20 protein-coding genes and 2 pseudogenes are annotated in these 20,100 nt (G+C 58.4%); 4 read left to right on the forward strand and 18 right to left on the reverse strand.

The window, feature by feature from the left end; all coding sequences use genetic code 11:
- Positions 1-515, reverse strand: a 515-nt coding sequence (locus WA157_RS02485; protein ID WP_422619455.1) for a carboxymuconolactone decarboxylase family protein, incomplete at its 3' end; no start/stop codon positions are given.
- A 139-nt stretch (positions 516-654) separates the two neighbouring features.
- Between WA157_RS02485 and WA157_RS02490 the strand changes: the two genes are divergently transcribed.
- The 3 genes from WA157_RS02490 to WA157_RS02500 all read left to right on the forward strand — a co-directional run bounded on the left by WA157_RS02490 (position 655) and on the right by WA157_RS02500 (position 2,117).
- The gene (locus WA157_RS02490) at positions 655-1,032 is read left to right on the forward strand and encodes a DUF4148 domain-containing protein (protein WP_422619456.1); all 378 of its coding nucleotides are present in this window, start codon (positions 655-657) and stop codon (positions 1,030-1,032) included.
- Positions 1,033-1,287: 255 nt separating this feature from the next.
- Positions 1,288-1,908, forward strand: coding sequence for a sigma-70 family RNA polymerase sigma factor (locus tag WA157_RS02495; RefSeq protein ID WP_422619457.1), 621 nt, complete (start codon positions 1,288-1,290; stop codon positions 1,906-1,908).
- Positions 1,905-2,117, forward strand: a complete 213-nt coding sequence (locus tag WA157_RS02500; protein WP_422619458.1) for a zf-HC2 domain-containing protein — start codon at positions 1,905-1,907, stop codon at positions 2,115-2,117. The genes WA157_RS02495 and WA157_RS02500 overlap by 4 nt, the downstream gene beginning before the upstream one ends.
- Before the next feature lie 79 nt (positions 2,118-2,196).
- On the opposite strand, the pseudogene WA157_RS02505 reads toward WA157_RS02500, so the two are convergent.
- The 17 genes and pseudogenes from WA157_RS02505 to WA157_RS02585 form a co-directional block, all read right to left on the reverse strand.
- Positions 2,197-2,834 (reverse strand): annotated as a pseudogene (locus WA157_RS02505) (MlaC/ttg2D family ABC transporter substrate-binding protein).
- 434 nt (positions 2,835-3,268) lie between these two features.
- The gene (locus tag WA157_RS02510) at positions 3,269-4,033 is read right to left on the reverse strand and encodes a phosphate ABC transporter ATP-binding protein (protein ID WP_422619459.1); all 765 of its coding nucleotides are present in this window, start codon (positions 4,031-4,033) and stop codon (positions 3,269-3,271) included.
- A 74-nt stretch (positions 4,034-4,107) separates the two neighbouring features.
- The gene (gene pstA / locus WA157_RS02515) at positions 4,108-4,941 is read right to left on the reverse strand and encodes a phosphate ABC transporter permease PstA (RefSeq protein WP_422619460.1); all 834 of its coding nucleotides are present in this window, start codon (positions 4,939-4,941) and stop codon (positions 4,108-4,110) included.
- The gene (gene pstC / locus WA157_RS02520; protein ID WP_422619461.1) at positions 4,934-5,815 is read right to left on the reverse strand and encodes a phosphate ABC transporter permease subunit PstC; all 882 of its coding nucleotides are present in this window, start codon (positions 5,813-5,815) and stop codon (positions 4,934-4,936) included. Before pstC ends, pstA begins: the two co-directional genes overlap by 8 nt.
- Positions 5,772-6,533: a phosphate ABC transporter substrate-binding protein gene (locus WA157_RS02525; protein ID WP_422619462.1), complete on the reverse strand. Its 762-nt coding sequence runs from the start codon at positions 6,531-6,533 to the stop codon at positions 5,772-5,774. Before WA157_RS02525 ends, pstC begins: the two co-directional genes overlap by 44 nt.
- Positions 6,534-6,629: 96 nt before the next feature.
- On the reverse strand, positions 6,630-7,700 hold the full coding sequence (locus tag WA157_RS02530; RefSeq protein ID WP_422619463.1) for a methyltransferase domain-containing protein: 1,071 nt from the start codon (positions 7,698-7,700) through the stop codon (positions 6,630-6,632).
- 109 nt (positions 7,701-7,809) lie between these two features.
- Positions 7,810-8,772: an arsenosugar biosynthesis radical SAM (seleno)protein ArsS gene (arsS, locus tag WA157_RS02535; RefSeq protein WP_422619464.1), complete on the reverse strand. Its 963-nt coding sequence runs from the start codon at positions 8,770-8,772 to the stop codon at positions 7,810-7,812.
- Positions 8,773-9,162: 390 nt separating this feature from the next.
- Positions 9,163-10,089, reverse strand: a complete 927-nt coding sequence (egtD, locus tag WA157_RS02540) for an L-histidine N(alpha)-methyltransferase (RefSeq protein WP_422619465.1) — start codon at positions 10,087-10,089, stop codon at positions 9,163-9,165.
- Positions 10,082-10,899, reverse strand: a pseudogene (locus tag WA157_RS02545) (FAD-dependent oxidoreductase). The gene egtD and the pseudogene WA157_RS02545 overlap by 8 nt, the downstream one beginning before the upstream one ends.
- Before the next feature lie 8 nt (positions 10,900-10,907).
- A complete protein-coding gene (locus tag WA157_RS02550; protein WP_422619466.1) occupies positions 10,908-12,980 on the reverse strand; it encodes a putative bifunctional diguanylate cyclase/phosphodiesterase in 2,073 nt (690 codons plus the stop codon).
- Positions 12,981-13,047: 67 nt separating this feature from the next.
- A complete protein-coding gene (locus WA157_RS02555; RefSeq protein ID WP_422619467.1) occupies positions 13,048-13,995 on the reverse strand; it encodes a DUF3179 domain-containing protein in 948 nt (315 codons plus the stop codon).
- 14 nt (positions 13,996-14,009) lie between these two features.
- Positions 14,010-15,110 (reverse strand): patatin-like phospholipase family protein, encoded by a 1,101-nt coding sequence (locus WA157_RS02560; protein WP_422619468.1) that lies wholly within the window; start codon positions 15,108-15,110, stop codon positions 14,010-14,012.
- Positions 15,111-15,113: 3 nt separating this feature from the next.
- Positions 15,114-15,908 carry an acetoacetate decarboxylase gene (locus WA157_RS02565; protein ID WP_422619469.1) on the reverse strand — a complete coding sequence of 265 codons (795 nt, stop codon included), beginning with the start codon at positions 15,906-15,908 and terminating at the stop codon, positions 15,114-15,116.
- Positions 15,909-15,921: 13 nt separating this feature from the next.
- Positions 15,922-16,704 carry a 3-hydroxybutyrate dehydrogenase gene (locus tag WA157_RS02570; protein ID WP_422619470.1) on the reverse strand — a complete coding sequence of 261 codons (783 nt, stop codon included), beginning with the start codon at positions 16,702-16,704 and terminating at the stop codon, positions 15,922-15,924.
- 266 nt (positions 16,705-16,970) lie between these two features.
- Positions 16,971-17,444, reverse strand: a complete 474-nt coding sequence (locus WA157_RS02575) for a DUF1348 family protein (RefSeq protein ID WP_422619471.1) — start codon at positions 17,442-17,444, stop codon at positions 16,971-16,973.
- A gap of 13 nt (positions 17,445-17,457) precedes the next feature.
- Positions 17,458-18,744, reverse strand: a complete 1,287-nt coding sequence (locus WA157_RS02580) for a pyridoxamine 5'-phosphate oxidase family protein (RefSeq protein ID WP_422619472.1) — start codon at positions 18,742-18,744, stop codon at positions 17,458-17,460.
- 147 nt (positions 18,745-18,891) lie between these two features.
- Positions 18,892-19,437: a carboxymuconolactone decarboxylase family protein gene (locus WA157_RS02585; RefSeq protein ID WP_422619473.1), complete on the reverse strand. Its 546-nt coding sequence runs from the start codon at positions 19,435-19,437 to the stop codon at positions 18,892-18,894.
- Between the two features lie 135 nt (positions 19,438-19,572).
- On the opposite strand from WA157_RS02585, the gene WA157_RS02590 reads away from it, so the two are divergent.
- The coding region (locus WA157_RS02590; RefSeq protein ID WP_422619474.1) for a LysR family transcriptional regulator at positions 19,573-20,100 on the forward strand (528 nt) is incomplete at its 3' end.

The following is a 20,100-nucleotide window of genomic DNA, read 5'->3' on the forward strand; positions in this document are numbered from 1 at the left end:
TTGCTGAAGTTGCTCAGGGTTTTGACGGCAATGGCCAACACGATGTACATCAGGTCAGTTTCCTTGTAACCGGCGTCCAAGAACGTTTTCACTGTCTCGGTGCTTGGCTGCCCGTGGCTTTTGACCATGGCGACGGTGGTGGCGTACAGCGTGGCCAGCCTGGCATCTGGAATGGCGGTTTGCGCGCGGATGGCCTTGAGCACATCGGCTGGCACGCCGGACACCTTTTCCGCAATCATGCTGCGCGCTGCGGTGCAGTATTTGCAACCGTTCACCTGGCTGACCGCCAGAAACACCACTTCCTGCTCGGCTGGCTTCAGGCCTGATTCGCCACGGAACAAGCCGTAACCGTGCAAATAGGTGCTCAGAACACCAGGCGCATTGGCCATGTTGGCGTACATGATGGGAATGAAGCCGACCTGCTTGAGGGCAATGTCCAGAATTTCTTTTGGCTTGCCTTCGGCGCCGGCATGGTCAATGGGCTTGAGTTGATTGACGAGTGGGGTGGCAGACATAAGTAATTTCTCCTGATTAACGACGCAAGAACGACCTGGCCAAAGAGGGATTCCCCGGCTCGTTTTGCGGTAGACCATGTCAGGCAGGTGCGGTGATTTAAGGTACGCCAAACGTCCCGTTTGGCTGTTTTGTCACGTTATGGCACCGTCAGGCGACCAAGGTTGTGACGGCACTGCATATCGCAGCGTCGCAAACCCGAAAGGAAACATCATGAAAACTGTATTCATCGCCTCGGTGCTGGTTGCCACCTCTTTTGCCGCCTCAGCAATGTCTGGCAACCACCAGATTTGGTCATATAAAGAAGCGGCCGCCGGCCCCGGAAAGACGCGTGCCGAAGTCATCGCTGAACTGCAGGTTGCCAAGGCTGCGGGTCTGGTCAACCTCACCGAATCTGACATGAGGCGTGCAGAAAATATGCAATTGCAGGCCAAATCAAACCTGACGCGGGAGCAAGTTCAGCAGGAGGTCGTCGCGTTGCGCAAACAGGGCCTACTGGAAATCCGGGGCGGCAACTGAATGTCCGGCCCCTCTGCAGCTTTGATGCGTTCAAAGACAGGGCACAGCGCCACCAGCGCAACCCTGCCGGAACGCGCAAGCTGCGCCTTCGCATGGCGCAACTTTTTCGAGGGGATCGCGGCTGACCGGTTCAAAACCGGTCAGCCGACAAACTAAATTAAAAAATTGTGTAAGTTCTGTCCGGGCATCACGACTTAGATTAATGGGCGGAGAAAAATTCAAAACCCGGCCACGTCGAATCGCCAAAGATGCCCCATGAAAAAGCAGACTGAATCCAATGAGCAGCCATCAGCCGTCACCCACCCTGACACATCAGGGGAGGCGTGGATTCGACTGCGCCAGCGACTGATACGACATGCCCGCATGATGGTGTTTGAGCCGGCGTTAGCAGAAGACCTGGTACACGAATCACTTATGGCCATACTGGAAAAGCCAGGAGCCCACCGTGGCGAGGCATCCCTCACGACCTGGGCTGTGGCCATACTCAAGAACAAAATCGCGGACTGGTACCGTTCGCCCCATCAACGACGAAGGACCTGGGTTGACGCCGATGAGAATGAAACTGAAAGCGATCCAACGGAAGGGCTTTACGATGAACGCGGCTGTTATAGAGAAGCCGTTCCATCCTGGCAGCAGCCCGAGAAGCAAGAATCTCAACGACAAATGATGTCAATCATGGAAGCTTGCCTGAAGCGCTTGCCGTCCCAGACCGGACGGGTGTTTATGATGCGCGAATGGTTGGGATTTGAAACTTCAGAAATCTGCGAGCGACTGAGTTTGAGCGCAGAGAACTGCCGAATGGTTTTGCACCGGGCCCGCGCGGGGCTGCGCCAATGCATGACAGCCCAAGGGCACACAACCGGGAATATCCAATGACACTTCTTCATTCTTGCCAGAGAGCAGCCGAATTGTTGTCACAGTCAATCGACGAGCCACTGGACATGGTTGACAAGCTTCGCTTGCGCATCCACCTCAGCATGTGTGGCAATTGCCGTAACGTGCAGGAACAGTTCAACTTGATCCACAAAATGGGCACCGACATTGGCACAATGGATTTGTGTGATGGTCCGGAAAATCCAACCTAGCCGAAAGCAGATTCACGCCCCTGAATGCCGGCGCATGCCGCACGGGCGCGTCACCATGGGCTCAGCCATCTCGACGTGTTCAACTTTTCGTGGCGCTGGCCTTGTTGCGCTCGCTCAAGGAGTTGATCAGTCCATCGATACCTTGCTCATTGATTTCCTGAGCAAACTGGCTGCGGTAGATTTCTACCAGCCATACCCCCATCACATTCAGATTGAAAATCTTCCAGCCAGCCCCTTCACCATGTGTTTTCTCCAGACGGCAGTCGAGTTGTATCGGATCGCCTTTACCTCTGGCCTCGGTGCGCACCACTACTTCAGTGTCGTCCGGTGACATGCGCGTTGGCTTGACCACCAGGACGTGATCACTGGCCTGCGTCAATGCCCCGGCGTAGGTTCGTGACAGCAATATCTTGAATTCTTCTTTCAGTCTTTTTTGCTGTTCAGGCGTGGCCCTTCGCCAAGCCGGCCCACGGCGGAAGTCGTCATGCGCTGAAAATCGACATTGGGCATGATCACGGCGTCCACCAGCGTGATGGTTCGCGCCACGTCCCCGGCTTGAATGGCTTTGTCGGCCTTGATGCTTTGGGTCACCTCGGCATAAAGGCGCCGGATCAAGGCGTCCGGTGTTTCCTCCGCTGCCGCGACGGGCATGGAAAGCAACCCAACAGGGCTCAGGACAAACAAGGCCAGTTGGCGGTTTGCGAATCGACGATTCATGATGTTCTCCTATCCCTCCGGGCATGCCGGAACTTCTAAACAAGGCAGGCCCGAAGCCGGACCGATTTTTATGGGGCACGACGTCCGTCGTCGGCATCTTCATTTGGCTGGTGGCCGTCATCAATGGCATTGCGTCGGCGCTGTACATAGGCATCGCGAACGAACGCGTCTATGTCCAGCGCAATTTCATCTCGCATGGCGCCTGCCCAGAGCAGGTCCGCCCCGCCTCCCTAAGGCAATTTGTTGATCAGGATTTTCAGCACCACAGCCGACGTCTGCGTCACGACGCAATGTCGATGGCTGACCTGTTGTTTAGCCGTGGCACATGTACTTCTTATTACAAAGCCGGGTCCGCTTTCCGTCTGCCAGATAGCATCCGGCTTTCCCCGGATATCGCACGCAGCTGTATAGCTCAGCTGGTCTCAAGGCATTGTTCAGCCCGCGCCCCCCGAGACATAAGCCTGGGTCAGCGCATTTTTCGGCGATTCAAAGAGATTGATGCACTGGCCAAACTCGATCAGTTGTCCGACGCGCTCGGTCATCCAGAAGAAAGCGGCGTAATTGGCAATGCGGCGGGCTTGCGTCAGGTTGTGGGTGACGATGACCACCGTCAGGCGGCCGCGTAGCCGCCCAATGAGCTCCTCGACCACCCGGGACGAGATCGGGTCCAGCGCACTGCAGGGTTCGTCCATCAGCAAGACTTCGGGCTCCAGAACCAGCGCGCGGGCAATACACAGCCGTTGCTGCTGCCCGCCCGACAATGCCAGCGCCGGGCTATCGAGCCTGTCTCCAACTTCTTGCCAGAGCCCGACATCTTTCAACACAACTTCGATCTTGTGAGCCAGCAGGGCGCGGTTGCGGATGCCATGCTCGCGCAAGGGCAACTCCAGATTGCGGCGAATCGACAGGGGGAACGGGTTGGGTTTTTGGAAAATCATCCCGACACGCCGGCGCAGCGCCATCAGGTCGGCGCGCGGGTCCAGCACATCCAGTCCGGAAATCTCGACATTGCCTTTGACCGCGGCACCCGGAATCAGGTCGGTCAAGCGGTTCAACGCCGACAGAAAACTGGTTTTTCCGCAGCCCGAAGGGCCAATCAATGCCGTGATGCAGCCTTTGTAGATGTCCAGCGACACGCCCTCCAGCACGGTGTTGCTGCCATAGCCCACCGAGAGATTGGCAATACGCAAATGCGGCACAGGCTCGCAGCATGGCGGGCCTGATTTGACATTTCCGAGCGTATAGGAACTACATGAGGCGGGGGTTTTTGAAGTCATGAGAAAGTCACTTTTCTGGCCAGCCAGCGATCGGACAAAGCCAATGCGCCCGTGTTGATGGCGACGATGAGAACAATCAGGACCAGTGCCGACGCATAGGCAGCCCGGTCGCCGCCGGTCACGTTCATGCTGAGGTCATAGATGTGAACCGCCAGCGCGCGCCCGGAATCGAATAATGATGTCGGCATGCGGTCCACATAGCCGCTGGTGAAAATCAGCGCCGCGGTTTCGGCCGTGGCGCGGCCAACGCCAAGCATGATGCTTGAGGCGACAGCGGGCGCGGCCGCTGGCAGCAGCACATGCCACAACACGCTGGCCCGCGACATGCCCAGCGCCGCCGCGTTGCGCCGCCAGTCATCGGACACCGCTGACAGGCCGGCTTCGCTGGTCCGGATGAAGATCGGCAAGATCATGCAGGCCAGCGTGAGGCCTCCCGAAACAATGGAAAAGCCAAGCCCCAGATAGACACTGAAAAATGCATTGCCAAACAAGCCGAAGACGATCGATGGCACCCCGGCCAGCACATCCAGACTCAGGCGCACCGCGGCGCCCAGTGTGCTGTCACGCCGGGTGTATTCGGTCAGCCACACGGCGCTCATCAGCCCAAGGGGAATGGCGGCCATGAGCGCGACTGCCAGGATCAGCAACGTGGACACGAGGATGGAAGCAATGCCGCCGGAGCGGCCGGAGTCGGCGGGGTCAGACAGCAGAAACGAGCCCGAAAGGTGTGACGAACCTTGCCATAGCAGGTCACCCAGCAGCCACAGGAACAGCGCCGTCATGACCCCCGCGCCCAGCCAGACGACGCCCGTGAAGATGCGGTCAGTCATGGCGACCGCCATGGCTTGCGCGTATCGCCAGCCACGCCAACAGCATGACCGCCAGCGTGAGTAAAAGCCCGGACGCAAACAGCCCGGCCCGGTGCGCGCCGCTGGCGTAAGCCATTTCCAGCGCGATGTTGGCGGTGAGAACACGAACCGGGTCCAACAGCCCGCCCGGGTACTGCACCACATTGCCGGCGACCATCAGCACGGCCATGGTTTCGCCAAGCGCGCGCGCGCCAGCCAGCAGCACGCCGTTGATGATGCCACCCCGGGCGGCCGGCAGCGCCACCCGCAAAATCGTTCCCTGCTGCGTCAGCCCCAACGCGGCCGCGCCATGCAGCAGGCTCTTGGGCACGGCGGCGAGTGCGGATGCGCTGGTCAGGGCCACGGTCGGCAGAATCATCAGCGCCAGAATCAAAATGGCCGCCAGCAGGCTGGCGCCGGGCGGCTGCCAGCGCGCGATCAACGGCACCAGCACCGTCAGACCCCATAGCCCGAACACCACAGAGGGAATGCCTGCCAGCAGCGCGACGATCATGCGATAGAGGTGGGCGACGCCAGGCGGCGCCGAAAAATTCAGGAAGATCGCGCTGACGATGCCAAGCGGCGCGGCCAGCAGCAGTGCGCCCAGCGCCGCCGCCAGCGATGCCACGACCATCGGCAACATGCCAAACTGGCCTTCCAGCGGATACCAGCCAGCGTCAAGGAGGAAACCGGTGGCGGCGTGGCTGTCCAGCAGCAACGGCGCCGCCTCGCGCAGCAGAAAGGCCAGAACGAGCAGCAGGATCAGGCCCGCGCCCGCCGCCGCGACACCCAGCCCGGGCGCCAGCCAGCGGTCAGTGGGCCAGCGGGACAAAAAACTGGGCCTCGACCAGATCATTCACTGCTCCAGACTTGGCAAAGCCAACAAAGCGTTTGACCAGGCCGGCGGGCACGCCCCGGGTGACCAGATTGAGCGGGCGCGACAGCGGAAATTTGCCGTCTTTCACGTTGGCCACCGTGGCCGCGACACCGTGCAAGGGAATCAGCTTGATCAGGGTGCCATGATTCTCGTCGTACTCGGCGGTGCCTATGGACACGTAGCCGATGGCACCGGGGTTGGCCGCCACGCTCTTGATGCCCTGCTGGTTGTCGCCAATCACCATCTGCGCCCTGATCTCGCTGTTTTTCAGCCCGGTGTAATGCAGGAACAATTCCAGCGTGGAGCGCCCCTCGGCCTTGTTGACCACAGTGACCGGAAGATCCTTGCCGCCGACTTCTTTCCAGTTTTTGATCTGGCCCCGGTAAATCGCCTTGATCTGCTCATCTGAAAGTGCACCTATCGAATTGCTCTTATGCAGGATGATGCCTACGCCGTCCATCGCGATGGTGTGAGGCATCAAATCTTTCTCGCCATCTTTCAGGCTGCGCGAGGCCATGCCGATGTCGGCCAGACCGCTGCGGGCATCGGCCACCCCGCGCGACGAGCCACCACTTTGCACATCAATCCGAATACCTGGGTTTTGCTTTTCGAAACGCTTGGCCATCTCGGCTGCCAGCGGCGCGATCGTGCTCGATCCGGTGATGACCAACCGGTCGGTGGCAGCGTGGGCCGCCATTGCAAAAAGCAGAAAAACTGTGGCAGTCGCGATGCGGCCTATTTGGCTGATTCCATGCATGAAGTAAATTCTTTTACGTGCGGCGTAGAAAACTGATTAGCAGCAGGCGCCCGACCCACCGTTGCCCGACGTGTCGCCTTGTGGCCCATCAAACGGCAGGCTGCTGCCGCAGCCTTCAAAGATGCCGTAATGCGTGTCGAAGTTGCCGATGAAATTGAAGTGCGGCGCAAAGCGGGTGCCCTGCAGCATGTGCCAGGTGTTGCCGCAGACCGCAAACACCTTGCCGGTTTGCATGTCGTGGTGTTTGTCGAGCACAAAGCGGCCCGCGTGCTCGGGGATGCTGCCTTTGTAGATGACGGCCTGGCCGAAGTCTTCGCAGGCAGACTCCAGCGCGGCCAGTTTGAACAGGCGATAGGTGGCCGAGAAGAAGCGCAGGTTGCCGGTGCGCGCGGCGAGCTTCGGGTCGGTAATCTCAAGCGGGCGGTCTTCGAGCAGGCGCGGGTCGGCAAAGCCGTGGCGCTGGGCAAGTTGAATGAAGTCGTTCCAGTAAAGCGCGCCGCCCAGGCACTCGCCATAAAGCACCGGGTCGTTGCGCACGGCCGGTGGCACGCGGCGGTCGGCATACACGTCAGAGAAATAAAATTCGCCGCCCGGTTTGAGCAGGCGCTGCACACCGGCCAGCACCGCGTCCTTGTCGGGCGAAAGATTAACAACGCAGTTGGACACGATCACGTCGAAGCTGGCGGGCTCCAGACCCAGCTCATCGAGCCGCTCGATGTAGCCGTGCAAAAACCTTGTGTTGCTGTAGCCAAAGACCTCCGTGTGGTGGGCCTGATGGGCGCGCGCCACGGCCAACTGTTCGTCGGTCATGTCCACGCCGACCACCTCACCCTCTGGGCCGACCAGTTGTGCCAGCGCATAGACGTCGCGACCCGACCCGCAGCCCAGATCAAGCACGCGGCAGCCCTCGAGCAGCGGCGGGCACACAAGGCCGCAGCCGTAGTAGCGCGACAGCACCTCGGGGTGCACGCGCGCGAGCAGCGGCTTGAGCCACTCGGGCATGGCGCTGGCGTCGCAGCAGGCACTGGTTTTGAGGTCTGCCGTGCCTTGCAACTGGTGACCATAGTAGTCCTGGACGAGGTTGTGGGTGGTGGTTTGAATGGGCATGAGATTTGTTCAAAAAAATAGAGTGATTCAAAATTGGTAGCAAGCAACGCTTGTTTTCATTGGGCTGGCGTCTTTCTTCACCATCAGGCTTGATAGCGTCTTGGCACGCTCAATGTTCCAGTGCGCCGCCGCAACTGCTGCCCTGGCCCGCGGTGCAGCCAAAGCAGTGACCCGCTACACGGATGGTCTGTTCGTCCAGGCCGGTTTTCAGCAGATCGCGCAGGTGGCGCTTGAGTCCCGATGTTCCGAGTGGCAGGCCGAGCTGCTGGTTGAAGTCACAATCAGACAGCCAGCCCTGCCAATCCACGCTGACAGTGCTGCGGCACATCACACCGGGCAGGTTCTGTTCCTGAAAACTGCTCCTGAGCAAATCCATGTAGGCGTCAAACGTGCCTTTGGACACCAGCGTCGAGCCAAAGCGCTGGATTGGCATGTTGGTCAGCGCAAAGAGTTCGTTAAAGACGATGCCGAAATGCTGGAGCAGCTCGCGTTTGTAATCGGCCTGCAGCTTCTGCTGGTCGGGCGGCAGCGACGCGCCTTGCGGGTTGTAGACCAGGTTCAGGACCAGGCCCGAGCCTTGACGGCCGTAACCCAGGGCGTTGAGTTGCTGCAGGGCGGCAATGCTCAGGTCAAACACGCCGTCGCCGCGCTGCTTGTCAACGTTGGCCGCCGAATAGCAGGGCATGGACGCGACAACCTCAACCCGCTGCGCGGCCAGGAACTCTGCCAGCCCTTCTTGCCCGGGTTCAAACAGAATGGTCAGATTGCAGCGGTCAATCACGCGCACGCCTTGCGCCCGCGCCGCGCGCACCAGGTCTCTAAAGCCCTCATGCAGTTCGGGTGCACCACCGGTCAGGTCGAGTGTGCCAATCTCGCGCGCGGCCAGCACCTGCGGAATCAGCGCCATGGTGGCCACGTCCATCATTTCGGTGCGGTTCGGGCCAGCGTTGACGTGGCAATGCACGCAGCTCTGGTTGCACTTGTAGCCGAGGTTGATCTGCAAGGTTTCCAGGTGCGCGCGGCGAATGACCGGAAAGCGGGTTTTTTCCAACAGTGGGAGGGTGTCGTGCATAAGGATTTGTAGGTCTTGAGAATCAGATCAGAAAAAATGCCAGCCGCTTGTGAATTTCCCGTTCAAGTCAAATTGGCAGAGTGCCCGCCTATTGGGCAAGCGCCGCCATCTATTGACTTTGTTTTGCCCTGCAAGTTGCAAACGCCTTGCCTCTTTTGCCATTAGTCGCTGGCATCAGCCATTTCTTACAACCGCAGCAGCCAATTCACGCAAAAATCCATCTCGCCATCCGACCTGTTCTTGCTCACCAGTCGGCAATTCAGGCGGCCCAAAAAAAATAGGCATTGATCCTGCCCCAATTTCCGGTTCTGGACTGGGTGCTCGCAAGAGCTTGAACGTGAGTCGATTTGCTTCGCTTCCCCTGCAAGACGCGGGGTTCCATGGCCCGGATCAGGGACGGGCAAGAACAACGGCAAACCATGCGTGCGCGTCGGTCCAGACTTGCGTTTGAGGCAATCCCGCACGTTCCAGAAGCTCGACGAAATCCTCAACCCGGTATTTGTAGCTGTTTTCGGTATGAATCCGCTCACCACGGGCAAAGCTGCGCGCACCGTGGCGCCAATGTATGAGCTGGTTGGACTTCGCCTCCAGATGCATCTCAATGCGGGACTGATCTGCGTTGAAAAATGCCCGGTGTTGCCACTGGCTCGTATCAAAGTCAGAGCCAATCAGTCGGTTGACATGGTCCAACACATTGAGGTTGAAGGCCGCTGTCACACCTTCACCATCATCGTAGGCGGCATTGAGCACCGCTTCGTCTTTAACCAGATCAACACCAATCAGAAGCGCGCCATCGTCTGCGATCAGGCCACGTATACGAGACATCAAGGCCAGCGCCTGCGGTGGGTCAAAATTGCCGATGGATGAGCCGGGGTAGAACACCAGGCGGCGTTGCGCCGGCAGACTGGCTGGCAACAAGATGTCCGCGGTCAGATCAGCAGCAAGCGCCTGGATTTCGATGTCCGGGAAGGTCAATCGCATCCTGGCTACAGCGTCATGCAAAAACTCTTCAGAGATGTCGACGGCAACAAAATGCGCCGGCTTGATCAGCTCGCATAAGGCTTTGGCCTTTTGGCAATTGCCTGCACCCAGTTCAATCAAGGCGCAGCTTGCACCGACCCGGCGCGCAATCTCTGGCGCATGGGTGCTCATGATGGCATGCTCGGTACGTGTCGGGTAATACGCCTGCAGGCGGGTAATGTCCTCGAACAGCGCGGAGCCCTTTGCGTCGTAAAAATACTTGGGCGAAATCGTTGCCGGGACTTGCATCAAGCCTTTGATGATTTCCAATTGGTCGGACGTGAGGATGTTATTCATATCGTTGTCGGGTGATTTTTTCACGCAAAGTCACAAACTCTTCAGCCGCTGAGGGGTGCAGCGCTACCGTGGCATCAAAATCGGCTTTGGTCGCCCCCATACGGATCGCGATGGCCAGGCCCTGAATGATCTCGGGCGCGTCAGCCCCCACCATGTGCGCCCCCAGCACGCGCTGGCTGGCCCTGTCGACAATCAGTTTAACCAGCGTGCGCTCGTCGCGCCCGGACAGGGTGTGGTGCATGCTGCGGAACTTGCTGCTGTAGATATCGATTTCGCCATACTGCGCCAGCGCCACCCCTTCGCGAATAGCCACCGGTGTGAGCGCAATGCGGTTGGTAACATCGCCCACCGCGTGAATGCTGGCAATGTTGCTTTCGCCAAAGGCATCCACCGTGACACCACCCGCGCTATCCAAGCACAGACAAGCTGCCCATTAACGGCCACGGTATGCGCATCGACCAGATGCGCCGCGCCATGCATGACCGCGACGTTGGAGCCCAGCAGGTTTTCTTCGTAGACGCTGCTCAGACGGGCTACTTCCCTGTTTTTGGCTTCAATTAGCTTGGGCCAGGAAAATTCGGCCGGTGGCACCGTCCAGCCAAAGCCTTGGGCATCGGCAAAGTCTTCTGCAAAGTGGGCCGCGTAAACCAGCAGTTTCTTTGGCACGCAGCCTCGAATGACACAGGTGCCGCCGTAGCGAAAGTTTTCTGCAATGGCCACGCGCGCACCCAAACCAGAGGCGATCCTGGCGGCGCGCACACCCCCTGAGCCACCGCCGATGACGAAGAGTTGATAGTCGAATGAAGTCATTGTTTTCCCTATGCTTGGTTAAATTTTTCGACCCAGGCAATGAACTCATTGAGTGGCATGGGCTTGGCGACAACATACCCTTGCACCAGGTCACACTGGTTACGCGTGAGCCAGGCAAGTTCTTCAGCCGTTTCGGCCCCTTCGGCCACCACCGAAAGACCCAATTCCTGACACAAAAGAATAGTCGAGCGGACGATGGCTGCGTTCTTGGGTGTCACATCCAACCCGGTCACAAAAGCACGATCGATCTTTAACTCATTCACGGGTAGGGTCTTGACGTAGGCCAGAGAAGACTGACCCGTTCCGTAGTCGTCAATCGAAAGCTTCAAACCAAACGCCGACAGTTCATGGAGATGTTGGAGCGCCAACTCGGGCTGGTCCATCAGGGCGCTTTCGGTAATTTCCAGACACAGTTGACCAACTGGCAAACCGGATTGCGTTACCAGATGCTGGATATTCATGACCAGCGCATGATTCAACAGATCCAGCGCGGACAGGTTGGCCGACGGCACGACCGTCAGGCCGTTGCGATGCCATTGCGCTGCATCTGCGATCACTTGGCGCAGCACCCAGGGGGTAATCTCGCGTATGAAGCCGGTCTGCTCAGCAAAGGGGATAAATTGCATGGGCAGGATCATGCCCCGGACCGGATGCTGCCAGCGAATCAGGGCTTCCGTGGCGGTAATTTTGTGTTGCGCCAGGTTCAACTTGGGTTGGTAGTAGATGACAAACTCGCCCCGCACCAGCGCCTCGCGCATCTCACCAATCAAAGAGAGTTGTGCATGAGCCGGTTCATCATCCCATTCCGATCCAAATGCCACACTGTCATGGCGCCGCTTGGCGCAATTGAGTGCCAGGCCAGCACGCCGCAGCAAGGTGGTTGTGTTTGCGCCATCCTGCGGGTAGAGGGCAACACCCGCGCTGGCATCAATGTCCAGGCGCTGACCCTCGATCATGATGGGCGCGCGTACCGCTTCGATGATTTGATGCATCTGCGTCGCCGCCGTGGCCTGATCGGCACCGCGCAGTAGCAAGGCGTACTGGTCGGCCCACAGCCGAGCCACCAGGTTGGAGGTTCCAGCGGCTTGCTGAATGCGCACGGCAATCTCGCACAACAGACGGTCGCCAACCATGTGCCCCAAAGCATCGTTGATCGGCGCAAAGCGGTTGATATCGAGCAACACCAACGCGCCGCCACCTTCGCCGGAACATGCCTCAAACAATTCCATGAAACGCGTTCGATTGGGCAAATCGGTCAGGGTATCCACATACGCCAGCCGCAGAATCTTGGCTTCGCGACTGGCGATGCTGTCGCGCATGACACGCAGTGCGCGCAGCAAGGCCCCGATTTCATCGCGCTGGCCGACTGGCACATCCATAACATAGTTGCCACTGGCGATGCTCTGGGCCACCGACACCGCCTTGCGCACGGGTATCACAATGCCACGGGCAATGAACCACGCCAACACAGCCCCTGCGACCAGCGCGCTGGCGACCAACAGAATGGCCAGTTGTCTTGCCTGCGCGCCAGACTGCCGGAGCTGCTCCAGCTCCGACTGCATCATTTGCTGCAAGTGCGCTTCCAGGGCCCGGGTGTCAAACAGCAGCGTATTGAGTACCCTGTGCGTCCGGTCCTCAAAGTAAGCATGCGCTTTGGCCGTGCCTTCAAGTTCGATCAATTCAACCGTCTCCTGCAACAACACGCCGTAGCGCTGGCGCAAATCGGTCACGTGATCAATTTCATTTTGAACATCCGCCGTCAGTCTGGTCTGATCGAGATCACTAACCGCTTTGGCAGATGCCGCGATCTCTTCGTCCAGTGCAGCGTACAGCAGCACCCGGGGGCCACGCTCTGGGGTTTGCAACAGATTGAGCAAAACAATGGCCTCGGTCTGTGCGTGCTGGTTGATGCGTTGGGCCAGCAGCGCTCGGCGCGCCTGGACATTGACGATCTCTTGCGTGGTGGCCGTCAAGCCTTCAAGCCGCTGCAACGACACCGCCGCAACCGCAAACAGCAGTCCGAGCAAAACTGCAAACGCCAGGATCAGGCGCGCTCGGATGGACATCGTATTGAACAACATGTCAGGCCCGCAAGACGGTAATGTGAAGACATACTTTTCCTATCGTTAAAGGCGCCGCTGGGAACCGTCACGGCAAATGCTGCTCTGCGGCGCGAAAAACCTCGGTTTTTGGATGAAAGGCGTACCAGGCAAACCAGTACCCGACCACCGCCGCGATCTGCTGCCCATCCGCGCTGTAGGCAGTGGCGCGCAGAGACTGGCGGTCAAAGCGGATGGTCAGCGCCGTGCCACCCATCTGATCTGACACCACCCCCGATGTTTTGCCCAACTCGACAAACGGATAAGCCTTGATCAAGTTACCCAATCTGACACCCAGCACGCGCTCCTTGGGGTGATACCCGGCAGAGCGAAATTCAAGCGGAAAAATAATCTCTTCAGAGTTGTCGTAACCGGGGTAGGCATCACGTTCGTAGGGTCGAACCTTGCCCGTATCGGTAGAAAGAATCTGGGTTGTGGGGTGTCTTACGCGCCAATCGGCCCAGGTGGTGTGGATCACTGGCAGCATGGTCAGGCGCTGTCCCTTCAAGGGCCCGCTGATGGCCCGCCCGAGCAATTGGGACCATAACGACTGGGTCTGCCGGTCATACAACAGCACGTCGTTGTTGTAGAGCAGACCGGAAACCCCGAAGCTCAGCACACGGCCATTGACCCGGCTGTCAAAGACCACGCCGGTGCCACACAGCGGACAAAACGTGACGGCGACTGCGTCATGGCCCAAGCGGTCATTCACCACCTCGTGCCAGTTCAGGATGCGTATCGGATAGGCCCGCGCGATGTTGTTGCGCATCAGACCCAGCACGTTGTCACCCGCTTGCATGAACGACGCGGCCTCGGCCGGTAGAAATTTCGGTTTGTCGATGGCAGGAATCCCATCTTTGGCTGGGCCACCGGCGTAAATTTGCGCCCGTGGAATCAGTGAGTTTTTGAGGTCAAAACCATTCATCTCCTGAGCGCTTGCTGGCAGCATTGCAGCCGCAGTTAATAGCGTCAGCAAGATCAGGGTTGGGAAACGCATGATGCGACCCCACGCTATGCGTGCACCACGATGCCCATGACCGGGTCATACGCATCGTTCCACGGAGCTGCCGCAATCTTGCGCTGGGCAAACTCTCGCCCCGCATCCCAGCGTGCCCGGATGCCACCAGGCGTGAAGTCAAGGTCTTTGGTGTGGTCTTCGCCTTCCACAGCCGGGGCCTGCATGGGCAGGATATGCATCACAGTGCCGCAGCCCCAATCCATCAGCTCCTTGGCTTCAGGCGTGGCGCGCAGAGCCGCAGGCATGAGTCGTCCCAGCTCGCGCACCACGTGGCGCAGGTGGTGAATCTGTTGCTGGCGCGCGGTGTGGCTCTCAGCCCGGCTTGAATACTGGATGTCTTTCAATCGGCTCATCACCTTGGCCACGGTATTGGGCAGTTCGTCTTCCTGCTGCCACAACTGGGCGGCAAAAATCACCGCGTCACGGCGCGGTTTGTCGTCCATCACCACTTCGAGCGGGGTATTGGAATAGATACCACCATCCCAATAATACTCACCGTCAATTTCTATGGCTGGGAAAGCGGGTGGCAACGCACCGGAGGCCATCACATGCTCAAGGCCAACGGCATCGTCGCGGCTGTCAAAGTAGCGCATTCGGCCCGAAGCCACGTTGACCGCACCGAGTGTCAAACGGGTCATGCCCTGAGCGATGAGGCCAAAATTGACAAAATGGTCGAGTGTGTCGCGCAGGGGATCGGTGCTGTAAAAGCTGGCATCTGCTATGCCTGCCGAAACATTGGAGCCATAGAGTGCGCGCAGGTTGGGGGTAAAAAAGCCGGGAATTCCTGACGACACCGCGCCCAGGTTGTGGATCAAATTGCCAAGACCAAACGCGCTCCAAGGTGCAGACGACGTGGGGGCGCTGGCGACAAGCTCCCAGAAGTCGCGCAAACGGGCTAGCCGTTTTTCAGGCTTGTTGCCGGCAATGATGGCCCCATTGATGGCACCTATCGAGGTACCCACTACCCAGTCGGGCTCAATGCCTGCTTCATGCATGCCCTCATAAACGCCTGCCTGAAAGGCGCCCAGTGCGCCACCGCCTTGCATCACCAGCACGACCTGACCTGGCAGTTTATTTGTATTGGTTTTTGCCATGGTTCATGCTCCTGTGGATGAGGCCGCTGCAGGGGCCAGATAGTCATGCAGCACGCGGCCATACGGCAGCGTCAAATTGGCGATGAAGTGCAAGCCGCCAGCTACTTTTTGGACCGGCAAATCGGCCACCGGCGCATTGGCATGCGGCACCAGATGCAGCCGCGCAGGCCCCGACCACGCACCGTGCACGGCAATGTCTGTCAAGTTGTAGGCCACCAGCTGGGCAATGGCCAGTTCACCGTCCACCCCAGGAATGAGCTTGAGGTTGACCTGGGTCTTACTCATTTTTTCGATGATGGAGGCCGATGAACATTGCTTCTTGCCCGCCACGTCGTAGAGCAAATGCTGGTGTTTGTAACCCATGGTGCCGATTGCAATCTGAACACCGGCATAGTCGAGCGTGCCAGTCAGCGTGTCTTGCACCACGGCCAGCTTGGGCTGACCATGTTTTTTGGGGAATCCCCAGATCTCACGCCCGCCCGCAATCGGGGGCTCGTCGTCGAGGTACATCTGGGCCGTGAAATTTACATGTTCACCTCGGTACAGCGCGGGGATCACCACACCAGACTCGGTGTAGCTGCCAAAACCGGCCGAATCGGGCATGCGGATGAACTCATAGAGCACGGTGTTGCTGCCATCGGGTTCCAGCGGCTCCGGTAGAGCGTCGCGAATGGCCTGTGGGTCAGACTCGTAAGTGATGATCAGATATTCGCGGTCAATGAAACGATGGGGCCCCTTGGGATACGAAGGTGAAGCAGCCGGCATCGATGGCAGCTGGAGAATGTCCTGAATATTCATTTCTGGCGTACCTTCAGTGTGCTGTCCAGCCGCCATCGATTGGAATCACCGCGCCTGTGATGGAGGCAGCCACCTCGCTGGCCAAAAAGCTCGCCAATGCCGCCACCTGCTCTACCGTGACGAATTTTTTGGTGGGCTGGGCCGTGAGCAACACGTTTTGAATCACCTCGGCCTCAGTGATGCCGCGCGCTTGAGCGGTTTCCGGAATCTGCTTCTCCACCAACGGTGTCCAGACGTATCCAGGGCACACCGCATTGACCGTGATACCAAGTTCAGCCACTTCCAGCGCCACTGTCTTGGTCAGCCCGGCAATGCCATGCTTGGCAGCCACATAGGCCGACTTGAAGGGCGAAGCCACCAGCGCGTGGGCCGAGGCCACCTGGATGATGCGCCCCCATTGCTGCTTTTTCATGTGGGGCAAGGCCAGCCGCGTGGTGTGAAAAGCCGATGTCAGGTTGATGGCCAGAATGGCATCCCACTTGGGCGTTGGAAACTCATCCACCGGTGCCACATACTGGATGCCCGCGTTGTTGACCAGAATGTCCACACCGCCAAACTCGGCATCGACAGACTGGAACATGGCCTCAATCGCTTCGGGCTGACTCATGTCGGCGCCATGAAAGCGCACTTTCACCGGATACGCAGCTTCAAGACGAGCCCGAGTGGTCTCAATTTCGACGGCATCGCCCATGCCGTTGAGCACGATATTGGCCCCGTTTTTGGCCAATTGTTCGGCAATACCCAAGCCGATGCCACTGGTTGATCCGGTGATGAGTGCTGTTTTTCCTGCAAGCATGTGGTTTTCCTTGAAGAGGGTTAAGGCTGTGTTCAGGCCTCATGTGACGTCGAACGCACGCTCGACGTTTCTTCAAATTAGTCGCTGATTAGTCAGCAGTGATTACAGACGCACTGATGCAGTTTGAACCCTGCGTCTCGTTTGACATACCAAGCGTCTCAAGCAGGGCTTGGACGAGCCTCTTGCTCACCTCTGAGCCACTCCGTGGGCGAGCAACCCAGCTTGCGGGTGAACGCCGGTGTCTCACACGTACACCAAGCTGCTGTTCATAATTCCAAATCGCTCAAGCTGGCGTGATCGTCAGGACGACGGCCCAGTGGCCAATGGAACAGGCGTTGTTCTTGCTTGATCGGCAGATCGTTGATGCTGGCAAAGCGCCGTTGCATCAAGCCTTGATGATTAAATTCCCAATTCTCGTTGCCGTAACTACGGAACCATTGACCAAAATCGTCATGCCACTCATAAGCAAAGCGCACGGCGATGCGGTTGTCGGTAAACGCCCATAATTCTTTTATTAAGCGATAGTCCAGTTCCTTGACCCATTTGCGCTGCAAAAATTGGCGCACTTGTTCGCGGCCTTGGGGAAATTCGCCGCGGTTGCGCCAGATTGTGTCTTCGGTATAGACCAAGCTGACGCGATCTGGATCGCGCGAGTTCCATGCGTCTTCGGCCATGCGCACTTTCTGCGCCGCGGTTTCATCGGTAAAGGGTGGAACGGGTGCTTTGATTTCTGAGATCATGATGTTCTCCTGGTTAAGCGAAACTTTCAGACTGCACCCGTTCGTCGGCGATGCCAAGCTCGCGAGCGGTTTGGCGCACGTTTTCGATCAGGGTGATTGGTCCGCAAACGTAAATGACGGTATCGGCAGATACGCTGTTCAACAACAATGACACATCCAGCCGGGTCGGCGTCGGCGCTTGGCTGAAATAGAACCGGCATCGATTCGGAAAACGCCGCCGCAAGTCCTCGACAAACGCCATTTGTTCTGGTGCTCGACCAGCGTAGTGCAGTTGGAAATCCACGTCGCGCGTCGTCAGTTCATCCGCCATCGCTTTGATCGGCGTGATGCCGATGCCGCCGGCGATCAATAGCGCCGGGCGGCCGTCATCATGCAGGCTGAAATAGTTGTCCGGCGCATCGACGTTGAGACGAGCGCCAATTTGCCATCCGTCATGCAGTGCTTGCGAGCCGCCTTCGCCATCGTCGACCCGCAAAACCGCGATGCGGTATTGGCTGGGGTTGGCTGCGACGTCGGTTAGCGAATAGGCGCGGGAGGTAACACTACCGTCGGGCAGCGCGATCGGCACCCGCAGATGCGCGCCGGCCCGATACGCCGGCAGCGAATCGCCGTCGGCATGGAGCAATTCATAGGCGCGAATATTGGGTGCCAGCTGCCGAATCCCGGCAATCGTTAACGGCAATGCGCCACCACCCAAAACGCCGGGCGCTTGTCGTGCCGCCGTCGCCGGTTGTTGTTGGCGAGCTTGAACAAGCAGCGTTTCGACTTCGTTCTGGCTGTAGCGTAGCGTGATGTACTTGGGGCAATTCCAGTCGAAGGCTTCGACCAGGATAACGATGCCGCGCTCGACCGGGGCTCGATAATCGGGCGATTCCAGTTGAGCCAGCAATGCTGGCTCGGTGCGGTCGTCCACCGCTCGCGCCCGGCCCCAGATTTTCAAGCGCCGCCGCTGCGAATAGTCCATCAGCAGCAAACTAACCCGGTCGTCGCCGCGTAAATTGCCTACCGAAATGTACTGGCGGTTACCGCTGAAATCGGCGTAACCAATGGTACGGTCATCCAACACTTTCAAGAATCCGACCGACCCGCCACGATGCTGCACATAGGGCCAGCCGGTTTGACTCACCGTGGCTTGATAAAAGCTGTCGCGCTCGGCAATAAAGGCTTGCTCGGCAGCGCCCAGCGTCACCTCCTCAGCCACTCCGAGTTCCGCTGACCGATATGCAACGCGACTACCCATTTCGGCCTGTACTGCCTGCACGTCGGGGGTGAAACTGATTTTGGCAAAAGCGAAGGCCATGACCTTACTCCTGATTGGGATTGAACATTGAAGTTAACTGTGACACAGCCGCCGGACGCTTTGAATGGCTATAAGCGGCAATTTTTTATAACATTCAGCGCAAGAATCCGGGCGCAAGTCCATCCGTGAACTTGACCCGGTTCAATATTAGGCCGCCTGCTTTAGCGCCACTTTCGGGAAGTCGATGTCAACCCGGCTGGCCTTACCCAGGATATTGGTCAGCACGTTCATGCCAACGTGGGTGATCACCTCGACAATGTCCGCCTCGCTGAAACCGGCATCACGCATGGCCTGCAACTCGGCGTTGGTCACCGCGCCCTTGTGCTCAACCAGGGCGCGGGCGAATTTAACCGCCACTGCCGCTTTGGCATCCTGGCTGGTGCCGGCCCGGTTGGCTTCGATTTCCGCCCCGTTCAAACCGGCTTTACGGCCGATGGCGGTGTGCGCGGACAGGCAGTATTCGCATTCGTTCTGCTGCGCCAGCGCCAGCGCGATGCGTTCGCGGGTGGCTGCATCCAGCGAACCGTGGTCGGCGATGTGATGCAAGCCGAGAAAGGCTTTCAAGGCATCCGGCGAGTGGGCGAACACCCGCAAGAAATTAGGCACCATGCCCAACTGGCTTTGGATCGCATCCAACAGGCTGCGTTGTTCGGTGTTGGCGCTTTCGTTGCTGACGGCAGTAATACGGCTCATGATGGCTCTCCAAAAAATAAAAGGTTTGTGGTACGCCTGTGTGAAATTCAGCAGGCGGATATAGTGTGTCTTGTTGCATAAATATAAAGAATACTCAAAATAATCAATTTACTATTCCATTAATCGGAATTAACAATGGGTCGTCTGCATTTAATGAGCGTGTATGTCGCAGTGGTCGAAGCGGAAGGCTTTGCCGCCGGCGCTCGCAAGCTACACATGTCGCCACCGGCTGTGACACGTGCAGTTGCGGCGTTGGAAGAACGATTGGGCGTTAAATTGTTGAACCGCACCACCCGCTATGTTCGGATGACCGAGGCCGGCCAGAAATATTACGAGGATGCCAAACGCGTCATCGCACTGGCTGATGAAGCCGACGACGCGGCCTTGGGCATCAATGCCGAGCCGCGCGGCCAACTCACCGTCACTGCCTCTGTTTTGTTCGGCCGCCTGCATGTGATGCCGGGCATCATCGAGTATTTGCGTCGCTATCCGGCGGTGGAAGTCAATGCACTGTTTGTCGACCGGGTTGTCAACATGCTGGAAGAAGGCGTGGACGTGGCGATCCGCATTGCAGAATTGCCCGATTCGTCATACCGGGCGCTGCGAGTCGGCTCGGTAAGGCAGGTATTGTGCGCATCGCCGGACTATTTGGACACGCACAGC

Origin of the sequence: Rhodoferax ferrireducens, assembly GCF_049302455.1 — a bacterium.
Classification (GTDB): Bacteria; Pseudomonadota; Gammaproteobacteria; order Burkholderiales; family Burkholderiaceae_C; genus Rhodoferax; species Rhodoferax ferrireducens_B.